Genomic DNA, 19,762 nt, shown 5'->3' with positions numbered 1-19,762 from the left:
CCAAACAACGTGCCGAGTTCGTCGGAGGCTTCACGACTATGGATCGTGAACCATACCGATCCCCGTTCTACCGCGAAATCACGCGGCTAATACGAGAACCCGTCCACACTTTCTTGCCGATAACCCGCACCCCGCATGTCCGAGCCGGGATGATGTCAGGAGGAGAGCGTGGCAGCAGGCCCGGCCCCGTCGCCACCCATCAACGGCGTGAGTGAGGAGATTGCGGCCTGGCTGCGGCCACGCCAAACTCGATCCTCGAAGCATGGCAGAGCTTCTACAGAGCCGGCCGCGAGAAGGTTCACACGCCGTTGTCCCATCTGTACGGGCACAGCTGGAAAGGCGCCGCCGGCGCCCGCGACGTGCTCGCGGAAGTCCTGCCGCTGACGCCCGGAGGCGAGTACGTCCTGCTGCTCGACCTGGAGAGCTGGACCCACCTGGAAGGCTGGTTCGGCGATGCCGGCCACCTCGAGGTGTGGATCCGCCGGTCCGACCTGGCGGCGCGTGACTTCGGCAGAGCCTGGTGCCTGATGCGCCTGGGATGAAACTGCTCCGTGCGGAAGGCGGATGCCGATCGACCGACAGCGTGGTCGTATGCGGCGCCGATGTCGCTACCGTGGAGAGCGACCGACCCACCCCTGACGAAAGCCGGTAGACATGTCCGCAGATCGCGCAGGCGCTCTCCTTGCGCTGCACTCCGGCCCCGGGTTCGTGATCCCGAACGCGTGGGACGCCGGTTCCGCATGCATCCTCGAGGGGATCGGCTTCCCCGCCATCGCCACCACCAGCGCCGGCATCGCGTGGTCGTACGGCGTTCCGGACGGCGGCGCTGTCGACCCCGAGAGGATGATCGAGCGCGTCGCGGAGATCGTCACGGCCGTCGGCGTGCCGGTGAGCGCCGACCTGGAAACCGGCTACGGCGACACCCCGGACGCCGTGGCGCGCACCGTCGCGCGCGTCGCCGAGCGCGGCGCAGCCGGCGCGAACCTCGAGGACGCCGAGGACGGCGAGCTCTTCGACGTCGAGAAGGCCGTCGAGAGGCTGCAGGCGGCACGGGAGGCCGCGCCGCGCGGTTCGTTCGTGCTGAACGCGCGCACGGACGCCTTCTTCATCGGCGGCGCCGCGGATCCGTTCGCCGAGACCGTCGCCCGAGCCCACCGCTACATCGACGCGGGCGCCGATTGCATCTTTGTCCCCGGCGTGAACGACGAGGACGACATCCGCCGGCTCGCGGCGGAGATCCCCGCGCCGCTCAACGTCGTGGCCGGCCTGGCGGCCAAGGTCATCCCCGCGCCGACCCTGTTCTCCCTCGGCGTGCGCCGGGTCAGCGTCGGCGGCGGGCTCGCCCGCGCCGCGTTGTCGTTCGTCGAGCGCGCGGGGCGGGAGCTGCGGGGTGCCGGCACGCTCGGCTTCCTCGACGGCGCGATGACCTACGCCGAGACCCAGCGGCGTTTCACGCACTGACCGGACGGCGCCTGCGCCGGCGGACCGGACAGCGCCGGCGCACCGGAGAAGAAGAAAGCGGCGGCCGCACACCCGGGAAGGGTGCGGCCGCCGCCGTCTGCTGGCGAGGGGTCAGCGCTCGCCGAGCTCCGCGGTCGGGATGCGGGATGTCTCCCGAAGACCGAACGCGCACAGCGCGAGCAGCAGGCAGGCGCCGGTCGAGTACAGCGCGACTCCGAGCGAGTCCTTGCCGAACGCGATGAACAGCGCGGTCGCGAACGGGGCCGCGGTGCCGCCACCGAGCGCCGCGCCGATCTGGTAGGTGGTCGAGATCGACGAGTAGCGGCTCTCCTTGGAGAACTGCTCGCCGAGGAACGACGGGATCACGCCCTGCGGCATCGCCATGAAGACGCTCATCAGGATGTTCGCGAAGATCGCGAGCACCAGAATCCCGGTGTCCACGATGCCCAGGAAGGCGAAGAAGAACAGGGCGTAGATCACGGCGCCGCCGATGACGACCTTCTTGCGGCCGATCCGGTCGGACAGCAGCGCCATGAGCGGTGCGGCTGCCACGAAGGCGACTGATCCCGCGAACTGGAAGATCAGGGTGTCCGTGTCGGTGAAGCCGCGCTGCAGCGAGTACGTGATCGTGAAGATCGTGCCGATGTAGGCCAGGGTGTTGTAACTGAAGGCGACACCGATCGCGAGCAGCACCTGCTTCGGGTGGCGGCGGATCGCGTTCGCGAGCGGCACACGAGGCGCGCGCTCCTTATCGATCTTCTCGTCCGGCATCCGGGTGCGAGCGACCAGGCCGACGATGACCAGCAGACCGCCGAGCCAGAAGGCCACGCGCCACGCGCCGTCGACGAGCTCCACGCCAGGGATCGCGTCAAGGCCGAGGAAAACGGCGCTGCCGAACACGCTGCCCAGACCGATGCCCATGCTGGTGAAGCTGCCCCACAGGCCGCGCCGGCCGTTGGGGGCGTTCTCGATACCGAACAGCGACGCGCCGCCCCACTCACCGCCGGCGGCGAAGCCCTGGGTGAGTCGCAGCACGACGAGCAGGACCGGAGCGAGCAGACCCACGGTCTCGTACGTCGGCAGGCATCCGATCAGGAAGGTGCTGACACCCATGATCAGCAGCGTGAGCACGAGCATCGACTTGCGGCCGATCCGGTCGCCGAAGTGCCCGACGACGATGCCGCCGAGCGGGCGGGCGACGAAGCCGGCACCGAAGGCCGCGAACGCCACCAGCGTGCCGGTCAGCGGGTCCACGTTGGGAAAGAACAGCTGCGGGAACACCAGCGAGGCGGCGAAACCGTAGATGATGAAGTCGTAGAACTCGAGCGCGGTGCCGAGCCCGGAGATGAAGAAGGTGCGCTGGCTGGTGACCGGGGGAGCGGTCCGGCCCGCTTCGGGCGTGGTCTGGGTTTGCGACATGGCATTCGTCCTTGAACGTCGTCCTCGGAAGAGGAGAGTGAGGGGGGCGGGTCGGCAGCGGGCGGAGGGGGCCGTCTGCTGCTGCGAAGTCACGCTAGTGACGCAAAACGTTTTATGCAACACTCGATCCTGAGGAGGATCCGATGAGAAGGAACGGCGTCACGATCCGCGACGTTGCGGCCAGGGCCGGCGTGTCGATCACGGCGGTCTCGCACGCGCTCAACGGCAAGGGCACGGTCAGCGCCAGCACCAGGGCGAAGGTGCGTCGCGTGGCCGACGAGCTCGGCTACCAGGCGGATGCCTTCGCGCGCGGCATGCGGCAGGCACGGATCGACGCCATCGGCCTGACGATGCGGTCGCTCGACATCCTCGGCGACTACACACCCGAGGGCGTGAACGTGTTCGACCGCTTCGCCGGCATCTTCGCGGCGAAAGCCCTCGCCCGCGGCCTGAGTCTCACACTGGTCCCCGACATCAGCGGGCCGTCCGTGCCGCCGCTCGCGTTCGCCCTCGACGGCTACGCGGTGATGAGCCCGCAGGCCGACGACCCCGTCACCGCCATGCTCGAGCGGCGCGGCATCCCGTACGTCACCTACGGGCGCGAGCCGGGCCGGCCAGACCATCACCGCTGGGCGTCCGAGGACGACCGCGAGGCCGCACGCCGCGCCCTGCACCACCTGGAGCACGCCGGTGCCACCGAGATCGTGCTGCTGAACGGCACCGACCGCAATGCGTGGAACGAGGACTACCGCATCGAGTACCTGCAGTGGTGCGAGCGCACCGGCTGCACCCCGCGGGTCTACCAGCAGCCCGAGCGCACCGGCGTTGCCGGAGGCGCGGACGCCGCCCGACGGATCGCCGACGACGGGCTGCCCGACGCGGTGCTGTGCATGACCGGGCGGCACGCGGCCGGGCTCCAGGCCGAACTGCAGAGCCGGGGCGTGGTCGTCCCGCGGGACGTGCTCGTGTTCGCGGCATCCGATTCGGAGCAGGCGAGATCGGCCAAGCCGGCGATCTCGGCGTTCTCCTTCGGGCTCGCCGACACCGCCGACGCGCTGCTCGACATGCTGGTGCAGCTGCTCGACACCGGGGAATGCGAAGGTCCGCGCCTCACAGGTGTGCAGTTGAAGCAACGGGCGTCGACGCGGACCTCGCCGGAGGGCGTGCAGCGCTCAGAGGCGTGACATGCCCTGCTCCGCCGCCTCGGCGGGCGTGCCGGGGAAGTAGTCCAGGGCGAACCCGGCGACGTCCACGCCGATGGTGAGCAGAGTCTTCCACTGGTCCAGACGCGACAGCGCCTCATCAGGCCGGATGCAGATCACCGCGTCCTCACCCGCGCCGCCACAGGCGGCCGCGGCGCGCGCCGACGGGGTGAGCCCGCCCAGCGACTCGCGCACCGCGTCGAGGTGGTCGTAGCGCTCCCGGGTCTCCGACGCCTCGGGCATGGTGTCGCCGGCCGCGAGTCGCGGGTCGAGGAAGTGGTTGGTGTGGAACAGCCAGCCGTCCTCGCCGGGCTCGACCAGCGCCATGCCGGCGGGGGAGAGCTCGATGCTCGCCGCGCGCGATCCCTGCTCGGTGGATTCGAAGACGGTGAGCACGGTCGACGCGCTCACCGTGGCGGACTCGGCGATGCGGATCGCGTCGTCCAGGCTGCGCGCCTCGTCGAGGATGCGCCGCGCGACCGCGTGCACCGGCACGCCACCGGCATCCGAGTCGGATTCGTGCATGAGGATGTTGAAGTGCAGGCCGACGCCGGCGTCGTTCACGCCGATCTTCGCGGCGGTGCCGAACTCGGTGAACAGCTTCACCTGCAGTCCGGCGTCGGAGGTGAAGGTGCGCATCAGGCCGTCGGGCACGAGGAAATCGTGCCAATCCCAGGTCTGGATGCTCTCCGGCGACATGCCGGGTCCCGTGCGCACCGCGGTCGAGCACTCCGCGGCGTTCCGCTTCGGGGCGACGCCGAGCACCTCGGTGCGCGCGCCGACCGCGGCGAGCTGCCACAGCTCGATGCCGGACGCGGACGCGATCGCCTCGGTCTCGGCGGCGATACCCGGCGCCCACGCGGCCAGTGCGGCGTGCGAACGCTCGGTGATGGCGCGGACCGTCTCTGCCGGGATGCCGAGCTCGCCGAAGTGCTCGAGGTAAAGGTCGACGCTCTCGCGGAACTGCGGGGCGAACCGCTCGCCCAGCTCCCGACCGCGGGCATCGGCGTCGGCGGCGGAGGAGTCGATGAAATGAAGCTGCATGGCGCCATGCTAGGCAGCTAAAACGTTTTGTACAAGCGGTGCGGATGCCGTCGCACGCGCCAGGATGCGCGTCGGCCGGGCCAGGTGCGCGATCGCCTCTCGACGCCCCCGCCGCCCGGGCGTACTCTGACCGCAGGCGGGTGTTCCTGCCCGCTCCCAGACGGTGACGACCGAGAGGAAGGCGGTGCGCGATGGACTCGATGATGATGGACGCCATGTCGAAGGACATGGCCTCGATGCCCGGCATGGAGATGATGGACATGTCGGCCTTGCAGGCGTGTATGGACGCGTGTGCGGCATGCGAGCAGGCGTGTGTGGTGTGCTCCACCCAGATGATGGACTGCAGCCCGGCGTGCATGAACTGTGCCGACATGTGCAACACGATGATGCGGGCCATGATGCGGATGCAGGGGATGACGCCCTCCGCGATGACGGCGATGCTCGGCGCGTGCGTCGCGATGTGCCGGATGTGCATGGACGAGTGCGCCAAGCACGCCGAGCACAGCGACGTGTGCCGGATGTGCGCTCAGGCGTGCAAGGACTGCATGGACGCCTGCATGGCGATGCGGGAGTCGATGTCGAAGATGGCTTCCTGAGGCGTCAGCGCACCGCGACGTTGTACTGCACTCGGCCGACCGACAGCACGCCGTAGCCCCGGTGCAGCGACACCGGCGTTCCCGACGGCGCCTCCAGCGCGGCACCGCCGGCATTCCACAGCGCGTACTCGACGCCGTCGAGCGTGCGCACCGACAGGATGCCGGATGCGGCGTCCGCCGTCTCAACGATGGCATCCGTCCAGGCGAGCGGGGTGGCGGATGCCATCCGCGCCTGGATCAGGTGCAGCGCGTGCCCCGGGGCGAAGGACGAGCAGGAGTACCCGTGGCCGCACATGCACGCCGCACGCTCACGCACCTCGAAGGGCGGACGGCGGGTCAGTGGCGTGGTCACGGTGCACTCCTCACGATGGGGTGCTCCGAGATTACGTCGGCCTCCGCGACGGCCAAAGCGGCGGTGAAACGTGAGGCAACATTGGGCCCCGTCAGGCGAATCCGCCGAGCAGCACGATGCACGGCCCGATGATCAGCAACCACATCGATGCCGAGATGATCAGCACGCCGGTGGCGTACGCCCGCGTCGCGGGGAAGAACATCAGCACCCCCGCCGCGGCCGCGACGATGATGTACGGCAGCAGCAGGCCGAGCACCGCGAAGTCGCGCAGCAGGTTCGAGGTGAAGAACATCAGCACGAATGCCACGACGTGCGCAGCGAAGCCGATGGCCAGACCGATGCCGACCTTGGCCCCGAAGCTCAGCCCCGTGCGCGGCGGCTGCGGGCCGTAGGGGCCGGGCCCGCCATAGGTCCCCGGTTGGCCGTAGGCTCCCGGTGCCTGTCCGTAGGGTGCCTGTCCGAACGGTGCCGGTGGCTGCGCGTACGGCGGTTGCCCGAACGGCCGGGCCGGTTGCCCGAACGGCGGGGCCGGTTGCCCGTACGGCGGGGCCGGCGGTTGCACGAACGGTGGCTGCGGCGACGGCGGCGGGGGCGACGGTAGCGCCGGCGACTGCGGTTGCCCCGGCGTCTCCCACTGCTCGGGCGGTGCGGGCGGAACGGGCGGCTCCCACGGCGGCTGATCGCCCGACGGCGGCTCACCATTCGACGTCTCGTCGGAGGGGCGGTCTGGCTCGTCAGGCGTGCTGCTCATGGGGCACGTTCCTCTCCGGTCGGGCTGGCGCCGCGGCGACGAGGCGGCCGGTGCGCAGCATCCATACGATTCTGGCGGCTAACAGGGGAATCGTCACCAGCAGAAAGAGCTGCGGACGGGTCAGCCCCAGCCATGCCACCTCGTTGCCGCGTACGAACTCGACGGCGAACCGGAACACCGCGTACGCCGCCACGTACAGGGTGAGCGTCTCGCCCGGCGCGATCGGGCGGTGACGCAGCCAGAACCAGAGCGCGGCGAACGCGATCAGGTGGAAGGCGATCTCGTACAGGAAGCTGGGGTGCAGCGGCACGCCGGCATCCGCTCCGACCCGCGCGGCCGCCGACCGGTCGAGCACGATCCCCCAGTCGGAGCCGGTCGGCGTGCCGGGTTCCTCGGTGAGCAGGCATCCGATCCGGCCGATCCCCATCGCCAGCGCAACCGCCGGCGCGAACAGGTCTCCCGACCTGCCCGGGTATCCGCACAGCCGCTTCGCGAGGTGCACACCGAGCCACGCGCCCACCAACGCCGACAGCATCGACGCGTTGCCGTAGGCGAGCTGGTCGGCGAGGCTGAGGTTCTTCGCCGGGTCGAGATGCTGCGCCCACGTGCCGAGCCGCGCGAGGACGGCGGCGCCGGCGAGCGCTCCCAGCACCAGGTAGGCGATGCGATGATCGGTCACGCCGCGGCGGCGCTTCTCGATCAGGAAGACGATCCCGGCCACGATCAGCCCGAACCCGACGAACACCGAATGGGTGTCCAGCGCGGGCAGCCAGGGCATGAGGTCGGTCAGGGTCGGGAACACGTCACACCGCCAGCATCCGCACCCACAGCATCACCCAGAACGGGATGGCGACCGCGGATGCCACAGCGATCGCGCCCAGATAGGCGAGGACCAGCCGGGTGTCGCCCAGTTTGCAGCGCGAGCGCATCAGCCCGGCCCGGCGTGCGCGCGCGTATCCCGCGATCGCGACCAGCGCGAAGACGAGCACCGCGAGCGGCCCGAGGATGCACGAGATCGCCGCGATCGTAGTGAACACGCACAGGCGCAGCGGGTCGAACGCGCCGGGCGGGTCGCCGACGGAGGCGTCGTACTGGTTCAGGGGTGGCGTGGTCACGGGGTCACCATCGGAAGCGAAGCGCGGCTCCCCGTCGCCGTCGACAGGCGCGTGCGCGAGAGGGGTGCCCACGCCTGCAGGGCGCAGAACGGCGCGCACTGGTGGGCGTTCGTGGTCTCGTTCACCGTCGCGACGTGCACGCAGCATTGCGTGAGCCGCTCCTCGATCATCGTGTTGATGTCCATGAACGGCTTCACCGTCACCCGCAGCACCCGGTCGGCGAGCATCGCCCGCATCCGGCCGTGCTGACCAGGCAGCCGCGACGCCGCCAGCGTGGCGAGCGTGCCGATGCCGAGGTCGCAGTTCACGCAGATGTCGCGCCAGATGTCGCTCATCGACGGGTGCGACAGCGACGACTGCTCGCTGAGCAGATCGAGCAGCGAGTTCTTCACCACGTCGCGGATCGCCTTGTTGATGTTCGAGTCCGCGATGCGGTTCGCGATCAGGTCGGGGTTCAGCTCGAGGAACTCCTTCAACCGATCGTGACCGATCAGCGCGACCAGCGACTTCCACTCACCCGCGTCGTCCTTGAGGAAGTAGCCCACCGAGCAGCAGTGCGGATGGCTGCACGGCAGCGCGGTGAGATCCCGCCAGGTGATCTCGCCGTCGGTCTGCGGGCCGAGCCGCGCCAGCACGCCGGTGTGGGTGAGTCGGTCGTTGGGGTCGATGCCGACCGATCGACCAGAGCCGAACACGGGCTGGATCGTCACGCCACCCACGTACGGCGTCTGCTGCGCTCGCCGGATCACCGCCCCGATCTCGTGGTCGTTCACGCCCAGCGCCGCCGTCATGGTCAGGGTGGTGAAGATCCCGGCATCCGACAGCCGCTCCAGCGCGCGCTGCTTGAAGCGGCGGATGTCGGCGCCGCGGTGATACGCCGAGGCTTCGGCCGACTCGCCGTCGTACTGCAGGTACACCTCCACCCGCTCGCGATGCCGCTTCAGGAACGCCACGAACTCGTCGTCCCTGGAGATGCGCAGCCCGTTCGAGTTCAGCAGGATGCGCACGACCGGCCGCGCGACCAGGTGCTCGATCAGCTGCTCCAGCCACGGGTACAGAGTCGGCTCGCCGCCCGACAGCATCAGCACGTCGATGCGGTCGTTCTCCCGCGCCAGCCGCGCGTCGACCGACGCGAGCACGTCGGCCAGCGGAGCGATGGCGGATGCCGCCGGGCTGGACTCGGCGAAGCACGTGGGGCAGCGCAGGTTGCAGTGGTCGGTGATGTCCTCCAGCAGGATGCAGGTGTGCTGCGTCTGCATCTGCGGCAACCCGTCCTCGTACGCCTGCGGCACCGGCTTGAAGTTCCCCACCGTGTCGGGAGTGTGCACCTTCGTCGGCGCCGTCCACTGCTCCAGGTAGGTCAGGATCTCGGCGGATTCGTCGTACATGGTGGAGATCAGCCCGTGCTCGGGGCAGCCGCGCTCCAGCCAGACCGTGCCATCACGGTTCGCCAGCCATCCCGACAGGCGCCGCACCTCGCTGAGCGGTTGGTCGGGTTTCTCGGTGTGGCACGCCGGGCAGAACGCGTTCACATATCGGTGGATGCGATGGTCACGCAGCGGCATCCCCGGCCCGGTCTTGTGCACCATGGCATGACACTAGCGCCGGCAGCATCCGCACGGTGGGTGACTCGCGATCGTCGCCGCCCCGCGTAAGATCGACGGGTGCTGTTCGCAGAGTGCGCCCGCGGGGCGCGGAGGAGGACCGTCGGCGCACACCGCGCCGGCTTCAGAGTCTGAGTGCGATCCGGTGGCGGAACCCCCGTCCCCGGTGGTCCGCCGCACCCGGCATCCGATCCGGTGATGCCGTCCTCTCCTCCGGCCGCAGTCGCGGCCGTTCGTCGCGCCGTCCCGGCGCAACCGACAGAAAGCACACGCTCATGCGACCCGTCGACGAACGCGCCATCCGCGCCTCGTTCCTCAACGCCTCCCGCAAGGAGGTCTCCTCGCTCACCCTGCCTCCGGGCTTCGACGACATCGACTTCGACCGACTCGACTACCTCGGCTGGTTCGACCCCAAGCTGCCGAAGCGGGCGTACGTCATCGCCGAGGACGGCGACCGTACCGTCGGCATCCTGCTGCAGCGCACCGAGCAGCGCACCCGGGTGCGCGCGCAGTGCGCCTGGTGCGAGGACGTCACCCTCCGCAACGACGCGCAGTTCTTCTCGGCGCGCAAGGCCGGCGCGTCCGGCCGCAACGGCAACACGATCGGCACCCTGATCTGCGAGAACTTCGGCTGCTCCGACAACGTGCGCCGGCTGCCCGCGCTCGCCTACGAGGGGTACGACCGCGAGCTCGCCCGGGACATGCGGATGCTGCGGCTGCGCGAGCACGTCGCGGCCTTCGTCCGCGAGCTCGGCTGACTCTGGATCCTCGGCCTGCGGCTCAGCCGGCGGCGGCTCAGCCGGCGTGGGAGCGGACGTGCTCCCACGCCGGCTCCGCCAGGCGGGACGACAGTCGCCGGTACACGTCGACGCTGCGCCGCCCCGGCCAGTCGGCGGGCAGCAGCTCGACAGGCAGGCCGGGGTCGACGTACGGCAGCACCCGCCAGCTGTCGATCAGCCGCACGTACCCCGCGAACGGCTCCGCGCCGTCGAGCGCCGCGGCCGACGCGAGGAAGCGCTCATGCTCGGCCCGCAGCGCGTCCAGATCCCACCACCCGGCGGCCGCCTCGGCCAGCGCCACGGGCGGCCGCGGATCGTGCGCGGTGAACAGGGTCGCGCATTCCCTGGCATCTAGGTCGGCGAGCAGCAGCTCCACCTCGTCCTCGAGATGCCCAGGCAGGATCCACAGGCCGGCGGCGACCGCCCCGGCCCCGAGGAACTGCAGTCGGCGCCGCACCTGGTGGCGCAGGTCGCGTCTGCTTTCCGGCACGGTGACGGTCACCAGGCACCACGGGTCGCCGATCGCCATGGTGCGCACGTGGAAGATGCGGCGGTCGCCGCGCTCCAGCATCCGCACCGCGGCCGGGTTCAGGGCGTAGGCGGCGTCGGGGGCGGCCAACAGGACACCCTTCTGCTTGAGGCGGGCGATCGCGGTGCGCGCACGACCGTCGGTGATGCCGAGGTCCCTGGCCAGCGCGACCAGCGCCGCTGCCGAAACCGTGCCGCCCAGGCGTCGCAGATACAGGCCGACGACCGTGCGCAGCAGCGAGGTGGCGCTGCCCGGGCGGGCGTCGACGTCGTCGAGGACGGCGCCGGGAGGGGCGACGCTCATGCCAGGGCGTCGCGCACCGCGAGCATGCCGCGCAGCGTCTCCTGGTGCGAGGTGCTCAGCGGCGACAGGCCGAGCCGGATACCATCAGGGAACCGGAAGTCGGGGATCACGCCCTCCGCCCAGAGTCGTTTCGTGGCCTCCCGGGCCGACGGATGTCCGATCGTGATGTGCCCGCCGCGCTGCGACGCCGCCCGAGGGCTGAGCAGCCGGGCGCCGAGCGGGGCGAGCAGCGCATCGTGGGCGCGCACCGCGAAGTCGGTGAGCGAGACGGACTTGGCACGGACCGCCCCGATCCCGGCATCCGCGATGAGGTCGAGCATGCCCTGCATCCCGAGCATCGACAGCACCGCCGGGGTGCCGCTGAGCAGCTGTCGGATGCCGGCGACCGGCGCGTACTCCGGACCCATGGCGAAGATGTCGGCGGCGCTCCACCAGCCGTGGATCGGCTGTCGCAGCACGCCCTGATGCTCCGCGCGCAGGTAGGCGAACGCGGGGGAGCCGGGCCCGCCGTTGAGGTACTTGTAGGTGCAGCCGACGGCGAGGTCGACGCCCCAGGTGTCCAGCTGCATGGGGACCGCGCCGACCGAGTGGCACAGGTCCCACAGCATGAGCGCGCCGGCGTCCTTGACGACCCGGGTGATCGAGGGCATGTCGGCGAGCGATCCGGAGCGGTAGTCGACGTGGCTGAGCACGACCAGCGCGGTGCGCTCGGAGACGGCGGCGGCCACGTCATCGGCGGTCACGCCGGTGACGGCATCCGGCTCCAGCCAGCGCACCGTCGCACCGGTCTCCTCCGCGATGCCAGCCACGATGAACCGGTCGGTGGGGAAGTTGCCGGACTCGATGACGATCTCGTCGCGGCCCGCCGCGCCCGGCCGGTGCGCGCGAGTGTCGAGGACCGCCCGGACCAGCTTGTACAGCAGCACGCTCGTGGAGTCGGCCACGATCGTCTGCCCTGCCGCCGCGCCCAGGCACACCTCCGCGATGCGGTCGCCGAGCTGCATGGGCAGGTCCATCCACTGCTCGTCCCACGAGCGGATGAGCCGGGTGCCCCAGTCCTCACGGATGAAGTGGGCGGCGCGCTCGGGGAGATCGCGCAGCGGCCGGCCGAGAGAGTTGCCGTCGAGGTATGCGGTGACGCCGGGGGCGTCGGCGAACGCGTCGAGGTGCCGGGCGACCGGGTCGGCGGCGTCGAGGGTGCGTGCTTCGTCGAGCAGCGAGGCGGCCGGGTCGGCGGCGGCCGGGTCGCCGGTGAGGGTGGTGTCGGTCATATCAGGGCTCCGTCGGGGTCTTCGGGGTCTTCGGGGTCGTCGGGGTGCGGTCGTCGAAGGTGAGGTCCTCCGGAGTGAGCGGGCGGGAGCGGCTGGGGTCGCCGTCGGGCAGCAGGAGGAGGGCGGACGCCGCGTCGCGCGGGTCCTCCGGCGCCATCGTGCACAGCAGGTCGGCGCCGTCGATGCCCGCGGCGCGCAGGGCGGCGATCTCGCTGTTGCGGACGTCGACCGGGGTGGGGCCGTTTCCCATGTCGGTGCCGTAGAGCACCCGGCCCCCTGCGGCGTGGAACCGCCGGACGTTGTCGACGACGTTCTGGTACGCGTCGCCGTCGTGAACGGCCATCGTCGAGATCCACTCCGCGGTGGCCGCCTGCTCGCCGATCTCGTCGTCGGTGAGCCGTTCCGTGAACGGGGCGTGGGCGAGACGCGCGGCGCCAAGGCGGATCGCGCGCATCGCCTGGCCCGCGCCCTCGGCGTGCGCGACGAGCGGGAGGCCGCGCGCGGCGGCGTGCTGCGCGATCGCGCGGAACAGGTCGTCGCCGAGCACCGGGCCGGCGTCGCTGTTGGCGACCACTTTCACGCACGCGGCACCGGCGGACGCGAGCGCGGCGACGACGGTCGCCGCGTCGTCGGCATCCGCGATCTCACGCACGGAACCGGCCGGTGCCCACTCCCGGTCGGACGGGTAGCCGCCCACCGCAGTGAGGAACGGGCCGGCGTACTCGACCTGTGGTGTTCGTTTCTCAGGAACATCGGGCCGGTTTCTGCCGTCAGCGGGTGTTTCCGGGCGCTTCGCGCCGAATTCTCCTGAGTTATGAACACCGGGCCGCTGTGCCACCGCCCGGATCCAGTCCAGGTCGGCGCCGAGATCGGTCACCCTGCCCAGCCGGGACGCCGCGAGCCGGGTGTGATCGACCAGCTGCAGGTGCACGTGATGGTCGGTGAACCGGCCGGTGATGACGCCGTCCAGCCGGGGAGTGCCGGCGGGAGCGGGGGCGTCGACGACGACCGGGCCGCGGCCGGGCGCCCAGGAGAGCAGGCCCTCCCGCAGGGCCGTGCCGTCGAAGAACGTCACCGCCCTCATGTCAGCCGATCTCCGTGCGCACGCTGTACAGCTCGGGGAAGAACGTCAGATCCAGCGCGCGCCGCAGGAAGTCCACGCCGCTGGAGCCGCCCGTGCCGACCTTGCGGCCGATGGTGCGCGTGACCGTGCGCAGATGCCGGAAGCGCCAGAACTGGAAGTTGTCCTCGACGTCCACCAGCTCCTCGCACGCCTCGTACAGGTCCCAGTACTCGTGCGGGTTCTCGTACACCTCCTTGAGCACCGGGATCAGCTCGGGGTGCTCGCGGTACGGCTCCCGCACGTCGCGGTCGAGGACCACCCGCGGCACCGGCAGGCCGCGCCGGGCGACGTACCGCAGGAACTCGTCGTACAGGGTGGGGCGCTCCCACTCCGCGGTGAGCAGCGCCAGGTTCTCGGGGTGATCGCGGAACACGCCCAGCATCCGTTCGTGCTTGTTGCCCAGCGCGAACTCCACCGCGCGGTACTGCACCGACTGGAAGCCAGAAGAGTTGCCGAGGTCGCCGCGGAACTGCGCGTACTCGGTGGGCGTGAGGGTGGCGAGCACCGACCACTGCTGGGTCAGCACCTCCTGGATGTGCTTCACGCGGGCGATGTGTTTGAGCGCGGCGCGGAGGTCGTCGGCCGCCAGCCGGTCGCGCGCGGTGCCCAGCTCGTGCAGCACGAGCTTCAGCCATAGCTCGGTGGTCTGGTGCTGGATGATGAACAGCATCTCGTCGTGGTGCTCTGGACGGCTGACCGGATGTTGCGCACCGAGGAGTCGGTCGAGGTCGAGGTACGAGCCGTACGTCATCCGATCCTTGAGATCGGTGACGATGCCGTCCTCGAGCGCGCGCTGGTTGTCTCCGTCGACCATGCCCGCCACCATATCATGATCGTGTCGGTCGTCATAGATGTGAAATGAAGAGGTGAGGTCGACGGCGCCCCCGCCGAACGGGTAGCGTCGCCGCATGGGAGACAGCGTCGACGTTCGAAGCTTCACCAGGCAGGACCGCACCCGCTTCCGCCTCCAGGTCGGCAGGTGCCTGGACGCCCTCGCGACGATGCTCGCGGAAGGGCAGTTCGACGTCTCAGAGCCGCAGCTCGGGCTGGAGATCGAGCTCAACCTGGTGGACGACGCCGGCGACCCGGCGATGTCGAACGAGGCGGTGCTCGAGGCGATCGCGAACCCCGCGTTCCAGACCGAGCTCGGCCAGTTCAACATCGAGATCAACGTCGCGCCACGTCCGCTCGACGGCCAGGGCATCGGGCAGCTGGAGACGACCCTGCGGATGGCGCTGAACGCGGCCGACGAGCGGGCGCGCAGCGCCGGCAGCGGGCTGGCCATGATCGGCATGCTGCCCACCCTCGACGAGCACCACTTCACCGAGCAGTGGATCTCGGCCGACCCGCGCTACGGGATGCTGGGCCAGCAGGTCCTCGCGGCTCGCGGGGAGGACATCGAACTGCAGCTCGACGGGCGTTCCCTGCGCGAGGGCGGCAGGCGGGAGACCCTGGACATCGTGTGCGACACGATCCTGCCCGAGGCGGCGTGCACATCGGTGCAGCTGCACCTGCAGATCCCGCCCGAGGAGTTCGCGTCGTACTGGAACTCGGCGCAGGCGATCGCGGGTGTGCAGGTGGCGCTCGCCGCCAACTCGCCGTTCTTCGCCGGCAGGGCGCTCTGGCACGAGACGCGCATCCCGATGTTCGAGCAGGCCACCGACACCCGGCCGCAGGAGCTGAAGAACCAGGGCGTGCGCCCGCGGGTGTGGTTCGGCGAGCGGTGGATCACGTCGATCTTCGACCTGTTCGAGGAGAACTCCCGCTACTTCCCTGCGCTGCTGCCGGTGTGGACCCAGGAGGATCCGTTCCAGGTGCTCGCGCGCGGCGAGAGCCCGGCACTGTCGGAGCTGCGCATGCACAACGGCACCATCTACCGCTGGAATCGGCCGATCTACGACGTCGGCGAGGGCGGGCACCACCTGCGCCTGGAGAATCGGGTGCTGCCCGGCGGGCCGAGCGTCGCGGACGTCCTGGCGGACGCGGCCTTCTACTACGGGCTGGTGCGCAGCCTCGCCGACGCCGACCGGCCGCTGTGGTCGCAGATGACGTTCGACGCGGCCGAGGAGAACCTGCACTCGGCTGCCCGCGACGGCATCGAATCCCGCCTGTACTGGCCGGAGATGGGCTGGGTGGGCCCGCGCGAGCTGGTGTTGCGCCGGCTGCTGCCGGCCGCCGCGGAGGGCCTGGACGCCTACGGAGTGGACGCCGACGTGCGCGACCGCTACCTCGGGATCATCGAGCAGCGCTGCCTCACAGGTCGCAACGGCGCGGTCTGGCAGCGTGAGCAGGTGGCCGCCCGCGAGGCGGCGGGAGAGAGTCGCAGCGCGGCGCTGCACGGCATGCTCGCGGAGTACCTCCAGCGGATGCACGAGGGCGAGCCGGTGCACACCTGGTGGGACAGGTAGCCGCCACTACGCCAGGATCTCCGCGGTCGTCGCGAGGGTGATCTGCGGCGGGTAGAGGCCCATCACGTGCAGCGCCGCCGCGTGGTTCTCCGCGGTCGAACCCGCGCAGGCGTCGGTGGCGACGGTGACGTGCGCTCCGGCATCCGCCGCGGCGAGAGCCGTCGAGAGCACACAGCAGTCGGTCGACACCCCGGCCAGCACGACGCGCGCGCCTCGCCCGACGATCGCCTCCAGCTCCGGCCGCCACTTGCCGAACGTGGGCAGGTCGAGCGTCGGCAGCTCGGACAGGTGGCGCGCGTCCGGCACGAGGTCGTACAGCGGGTCGGATGCCGGCCTGTCCGCGAACGGCCACGCGGCGAAGTAGTCGCCCCACGAGGTGGAGCGGTCGGCGGTCGGCATCCAGCGGGTGACCAGGACGCGCTCCTCGAAGGCGTGCGCGAGCCGGCGGATGCGCGGCATCGCGTCGGCGAAGAACGGCGAGACCCAGGCGGAGTCGGGCGACGCGAAGACCTGCTGCGGATCGACGACGACCAGCCAGCCGGCGGTCACGCGGTGCCCTCCTGCCGGCGGATCCGGCCGGCGCGGGCGAACCACGTCACGACGAACGACAGGACGAGCGCGAAGAACACGCCCAGGTTGGCGTATGCCCACGGTCCGTCAGGGCCGCCGACGAGGCCGAGGAAGTAGCCCTGCCAGTTGTTCCACGGGGCGGCGTCGGCGAACAGGTTGATGACGAACCCCCAGCCGATGATCGAAGCGACCACCATCGTGCCGATAGAGATCCAGTCCCACGATCCGTAGCGGCCGTTCGGGTCGAACAGCGCCTCCTCGTCGTAGTCGCGGCGGCGGCGCAGGATGTCGGCGATGAGGATGCCGGCCCACGACGCCAGCGGGACGCCGAGGGTGATGAGGAAGCTCTGGAACGGCCCGAGGAAGTCGTCGGCGAAGAACACCACCCAGACGGTGCCCAGGGTGAGGATGACGCCGTCGATGAACGCCGCCGCCGGGCGGGGGATGCGGATGCCGAGGCTGATGAGCGTGAGCCCGGAGGAGTAGATGCCCAGCACCGCGCCCGAGACGAGGGCGAGCACCGCGGTCAGCAGGAACGGCACGAGCACCCACAGCGGCAGCAGCTCGGCGAGGGCCCCGATGGGGTCGGCACTGATCTTGGCAGCGAGGTCGGGGTCGGACCCGGCCAGCAGCAGACCGAAGATCACCAGCAGCACCGGGGCGATCGCCCCGCCGAACGTGTTCCAGAACACGATCGCGCCGTCGGACGCGGTGCGCTTCTGGTAGCGCGACCAGTCCGCCGCGATGTTGATCCAGCCCAGCCCGAAGCCGGTCATGACCATCACCAGCGCGCCGACGACGGGACCGATCCCGCCGGACGGCGTCGACATCACCGCGCCGAGATCGATCGCGGGGATGGTGAGCAGGATGTAGACGATCGTGACGACGCCGGTCACCCAGGTCAGCACCGACTGCATCTTCATGATCGTGTGGTACCCGAGCACGGATGCCGTGACGATGAGCGCTGCGACGATGACGGTGGCGACGACCTGCAGCGCGATGCTGCCGCCGTCCCCGCCGAGTTGGGTGATGACGGTGGCGGTGGCGAGCACTGCCATGATCGCGAGGAACGTCTCCCACCCGATGGAGGTGAGCCACGATACGATGCCTGGCACCTTCTGGCCGTGCACGCCGAAGGCAGCGCGGGACAGCACCATCGTGGGAGCCGAGCCGCGCTTTCCGGCGATCGCGATCAGCCCGCACAGCAGGAACGACACGACGATGCCGACGATGGCGACGAGCGTGGCCTGCCAGAACGAGATGCCGAAGCCGAGCACGAACGCGCCGTAGCTGATGCCGAAGACCGAGACGTTGGCGGCGAACCACGGCCAGAACAGGTCACTCGGCTTGGCCGTGCGGTCGGATTCGGGGACGATCTCGATACCGGTGCGCTCGACGAGCGCCGGGGCTGCAGCGATCTTCTCGGACATGCCCTCATCCTGGCACTGCGGACGCCCGGCCCCCCAGCATCCTGCTGAAATCGTGGCGGGACGGAGCCTGCCGACGGGGTAGCGTTGATCGCCGGCCCCCTCGCGGCCCCGCGCTTTCACCGTCGAAAGGACCACTCATGGACCCCGTGCGCATGCACGCCGCCTCACCCGAATCGAACGCGATCGTCGACGCCGTGCTCGACTACTCCCGTCGCCGGATGCTGGCCGACGACGTGCCGCTCGACAAGCCGCAGACCCCCGCGGAGCTGCGCAGGCTGGTGGGCGCGACGATCACCGACGGCGGGCTCGGGGCGCAGCGTGCGCTCAGTGTGTTCGAGCACATCCTCGCCCCGGCGTGCCTGACGACCAGCCACCCGCTCTACCTGTCGTTCATCCCCACCGCGCCGACGATGGCTGCCGTCGCGTTCGACCTGGTCGTGTCGGCATCCGGTCTCTACGGCGGCAGCTGGCTGGAGGGCGCCGGCGCGGTGCACGCCGAGAACGAGGTGCTCGACTGGCTGGCGAGCGAGTTCGGCCTGCCGGCATCCGCCGGCGGTGTGTTCGTGCAGGGCGGCACGATCGGCAACCTGTCAGCTCTCGTCGCGGCGCGCGAGGCCGCCCGCGAGAAGCGTGCCGTTGCCGGGCAGCCGGCCCCGGCGCGCTGGAAGATCGTGTGCAGCCTCGAGGCGCACTCCTCGAACAAGTCCGCCGCGCGAGTGATGGACGCCGAGGTCATCGCCGTCCCCGCCGGCGAGGACGGGGTGCTGCGAGCGGATGCGGTGCGTGCCGCGCTGGAGGAGCACGGCGACGACGTGTGCGCGGTGGTCGCCACCGCGGGGTCGACGAACTTCGGCATCGTCGACGACATCGCGGGCATCGCCGCCCTCAAGGACGAGTTCGACTTCTGGCTGCACATCGACGGCGCCTACGGCCTGACCGCGATGCTGTCGCCCGAGGCGAAGCCGATCTTCGCCGGCGTCGAGCGCGCCGACTCGCTCATCGTCGATCCGCACAAGTGGCTGTTCGCGCCCTTCGACTGCTGTGCGCTGCTGTACCGCGACCCCGAGCACGGGCGTCGTGCGCACACCCAGCACGCCGAGTACCTCGACACGCTCACCGAGACAGACGACTTCAGCCCGTCGGACTACTCGATCCAGCTCACGCGCCGTCCGCGCGGGCTTCCGCTGTGGTTCTCGCTGGCCACGTACGGTGTGCAGGCGTACCGCGACGCCGTGTCGTCGACGATCGCGCTGACGCACCGGATCGCCGAGGAGATCGACCGCCGCCCGGGGTTCACGCTGGTGCGCGATCCGCAGCTCTCGGTCGTCGTGTTCGAGCGCGACGGATGGACCCGCGCCGACTACGACCGCTGGTCGGCGAAGCTGCTGGACGAGCAGCACGCGTTCGTCGTGCCCAGCTCGCACGCGGGGCGCCCGAACACCCGTTTCGCGATCCTCAACCCGCTGACCACCTTCGAGGACCTCGTCGCGATCCTCGACACGATGGTCTGAGCGCGCGGGCGCGTGGCGTCGCCTCGCCCCCGCGGTGCCGACACCCCGGTTTCCCGCCGGGACCCCGGGTTGCCGGCGTCCGCAGGCCGGGGTGTCGACGCAAACTCGGGGTGTGGGCGCGTGCGGGGCGGGCGCGGTGCGGGCGCCCCGGGTTCCCGTCGCCTCGGGCGTGCGGCGTGCAGGACGTCGAACCTCGCGTTTCGAACCCGGGGTGTCGACGTGTCCGACGCGCGAATCCCGCCGACACCCCGGTTTCCCGCCGGGACCCCGGGTTCCCGGCGCCCGCAGCCCGGG

The 19,762-nt window shown here is 70.6% G+C and carries 20 protein-coding genes; 7 read left to right on the top strand and 13 right to left on the bottom strand.

All coding sequences use genetic code 11. From position 1 onward, the window contains the following. The first annotated feature begins 308 nt into the window (after positions 1–308). Together RIF65_RS08160 and RIF65_RS08155 are read left to right on the top strand one after the other, a co-directional pair. Positions 309–542 carry a DUF1963 domain-containing protein gene (locus RIF65_RS08160; protein WP_309066693.1) on the top strand — a complete coding sequence of 78 codons (234 nt, stop codon included), beginning with the start codon at positions 309–311 and terminating at the stop codon, positions 540–542. Between the two features lie 112 nt (positions 543–654). Next, positions 655–1,461: an isocitrate lyase/PEP mutase family protein gene (locus tag RIF65_RS08155; protein ID WP_309066694.1), complete on the top strand. Its 807-nt coding sequence runs from the start codon at positions 655–657 to the stop codon at positions 1,459–1,461. 111 nt (positions 1,462–1,572) lie between these two features. On the opposite strand, the gene RIF65_RS08150 is transcribed toward RIF65_RS08155, so the two are convergent. Beyond that, a complete protein-coding gene (locus RIF65_RS08150; RefSeq protein ID WP_309066695.1) occupies positions 1,573–2,880 on the bottom strand; it encodes an MFS transporter in 1,308 nt (435 codons plus the stop codon). A 143-nt stretch (positions 2,881–3,023) separates the two neighbouring features. Here RIF65_RS08150 and RIF65_RS08145 point away from each other — a divergent pair, with 143 nt between their 5' ends. Then, positions 3,024–4,064 carry a LacI family DNA-binding transcriptional regulator gene (locus RIF65_RS08145; RefSeq protein ID WP_309066696.1) on the top strand — a complete coding sequence of 347 codons (1,041 nt, stop codon included), beginning with the start codon at positions 3,024–3,026 and terminating at the stop codon, positions 4,062–4,064. Here the strand turns inward: RIF65_RS08145 and RIF65_RS08140 are convergent. Continuing rightward, on the bottom strand, positions 4,053–5,126 hold the full coding sequence (locus tag RIF65_RS08140) for a C45 family peptidase (RefSeq protein WP_309066697.1): 1,074 nt from the start codon (positions 5,124–5,126) through the stop codon (positions 4,053–4,055). The genes RIF65_RS08145 and RIF65_RS08140 overlap by 12 nt on opposite strands. 191 nt (positions 5,127–5,317) lie before the next feature. Here RIF65_RS08140 and RIF65_RS08135 point away from each other — a divergent pair, with 191 nt between their 5' ends. Then, positions 5,318–5,722 carry a hypothetical protein gene (locus RIF65_RS08135; protein WP_309066698.1) on the top strand — a complete coding sequence of 135 codons (405 nt, stop codon included), beginning with the start codon at positions 5,318–5,320 and terminating at the stop codon, positions 5,720–5,722. Positions 5,723–5,726: 4 nt separating this feature from the next. Here the strand turns inward: RIF65_RS08135 and RIF65_RS08130 are convergent, their stop codons facing one another. The 5 genes from RIF65_RS08130 to RIF65_RS08110 all read right to left on the bottom strand — a co-directional run bounded on the left by RIF65_RS08130 (position 5,727) and on the right by RIF65_RS08110 (position 9,529). Then, on the bottom strand, positions 5,727–6,074 hold the full coding sequence (locus RIF65_RS08130) for a hypothetical protein (protein ID WP_309066699.1): 348 nt from the start codon (positions 6,072–6,074) through the stop codon (positions 5,727–5,729). 91 nt (positions 6,075–6,165) lie between these two features. Then, entirely contained in the window at positions 6,166–6,825 is a 660-nt protein-coding gene (locus RIF65_RS08125; RefSeq protein WP_309066700.1) for a hypothetical protein, read from the bottom strand. After that, positions 6,809–7,627: a prolipoprotein diacylglyceryl transferase gene (locus RIF65_RS08120; protein WP_309066701.1), complete on the bottom strand. Its 819-nt coding sequence runs from the start codon at positions 7,625–7,627 to the stop codon at positions 6,809–6,811. Before RIF65_RS08120 ends, RIF65_RS08125 begins: the two co-directional genes overlap by 17 nt. Before the next feature lies 1 nt (position 7,628). After that, positions 7,629–7,940 carry a hypothetical protein gene (locus RIF65_RS08115; RefSeq protein WP_309066702.1) on the bottom strand — a complete coding sequence of 104 codons (312 nt, stop codon included), beginning with the start codon at positions 7,938–7,940 and terminating at the stop codon, positions 7,629–7,631. Continuing rightward, a complete protein-coding gene (locus RIF65_RS08110; RefSeq protein WP_309066703.1) occupies positions 7,937–9,529 on the bottom strand; it encodes a radical SAM protein in 1,593 nt (530 codons plus the stop codon). Before RIF65_RS08110 ends, RIF65_RS08115 begins: the two co-directional genes overlap by 4 nt. Positions 9,530–9,819: 290 nt before the next feature. On the opposite strand from RIF65_RS08110, the gene RIF65_RS08105 reads away from it, so the two are divergent. Then, a complete protein-coding gene (locus RIF65_RS08105) occupies positions 9,820–10,302 on the top strand; it encodes an FBP domain-containing protein (RefSeq protein ID WP_309066704.1) in 483 nt (160 codons plus the stop codon). A gap of 37 nt (positions 10,303–10,339) precedes the next feature. On the opposite strand, the gene RIF65_RS08100 is transcribed toward RIF65_RS08105, so the two are convergent. The 4 genes from RIF65_RS08100 to RIF65_RS08085 are packed head-to-tail and all read right to left on the bottom strand — an operon-like array spanning position 10,340 to position 14,363. Further along, positions 10,340–11,155, bottom strand: a complete 816-nt coding sequence (locus RIF65_RS08100; protein ID WP_309066705.1) for a PaaX family transcriptional regulator — start codon at positions 11,153–11,155, stop codon at positions 10,340–10,342. Beyond that, entirely contained in the window at positions 11,152–12,426 is a 1,275-nt protein-coding gene (locus RIF65_RS08095) for a kynureninase (RefSeq protein WP_309066706.1), read from the bottom strand. The genes RIF65_RS08100 and RIF65_RS08095 overlap by 4 nt, the downstream gene beginning before the upstream one ends. 1 nt (position 12,427) lies before the next feature. Further along, entirely contained in the window at positions 12,428–13,510 is a 1,083-nt protein-coding gene (locus RIF65_RS08090) for a hydrolase (RefSeq protein WP_309066707.1), read from the bottom strand. 1 nt (position 13,511) lies between these two features. Beyond that, positions 13,512–14,363, bottom strand: coding sequence for a tryptophan 2,3-dioxygenase (locus RIF65_RS08085; protein WP_309066708.1), 852 nt, complete (start codon positions 14,361–14,363; stop codon positions 13,512–13,514). 94 nt (positions 14,364–14,457) lie between these two features. Here RIF65_RS08085 and RIF65_RS08080 point away from each other — a divergent pair, with 94 nt between their 5' ends. Beyond that, a complete protein-coding gene (locus RIF65_RS08080) occupies positions 14,458–15,957 on the top strand; it encodes a glutamate-cysteine ligase family protein (protein ID WP_309066709.1) in 1,500 nt (499 codons plus the stop codon). A 6-nt stretch (positions 15,958–15,963) separates the two neighbouring features. Here RIF65_RS08080 and RIF65_RS08075 read toward each other — a convergent pair whose 3' ends face one another. Together RIF65_RS08075 and RIF65_RS08070 are read right to left on the bottom strand one after the other, a co-directional pair. Next, on the bottom strand, positions 15,964–16,506 hold the full coding sequence (locus tag RIF65_RS08075) for a cysteine hydrolase family protein (RefSeq protein ID WP_309066710.1): 543 nt from the start codon (positions 16,504–16,506) through the stop codon (positions 15,964–15,966). Next, entirely contained in the window at positions 16,503–17,957 is a 1,455-nt protein-coding gene (locus RIF65_RS08070; RefSeq protein ID WP_309066711.1) for a purine-cytosine permease family protein, read from the bottom strand. Before RIF65_RS08070 ends, RIF65_RS08075 begins: the two co-directional genes overlap by 4 nt. 137 nt (positions 17,958–18,094) lie before the next feature. On the opposite strand from RIF65_RS08070, the gene RIF65_RS08065 reads away from it, so the two are divergent. Continuing rightward, positions 18,095–19,468 carry a pyridoxal phosphate-dependent decarboxylase family protein gene (locus RIF65_RS08065; protein WP_309066712.1) on the top strand — a complete coding sequence of 458 codons (1,374 nt, stop codon included), beginning with the start codon at positions 18,095–18,097 and terminating at the stop codon, positions 19,466–19,468. Positions 19,469–19,762 lie beyond the last annotated feature (294 nt).

This window comes from Microbacterium sp. (genome assembly GCF_031180975.1).
Taxonomy (GTDB): Bacteria; Actinomycetota; Actinomycetes; order Actinomycetales; family Microbacteriaceae; genus Microbacterium.
Note: the sequence above shows the minus strand (reverse complement) of the source record. Positions and strands in the feature narration are given on the sequence as shown.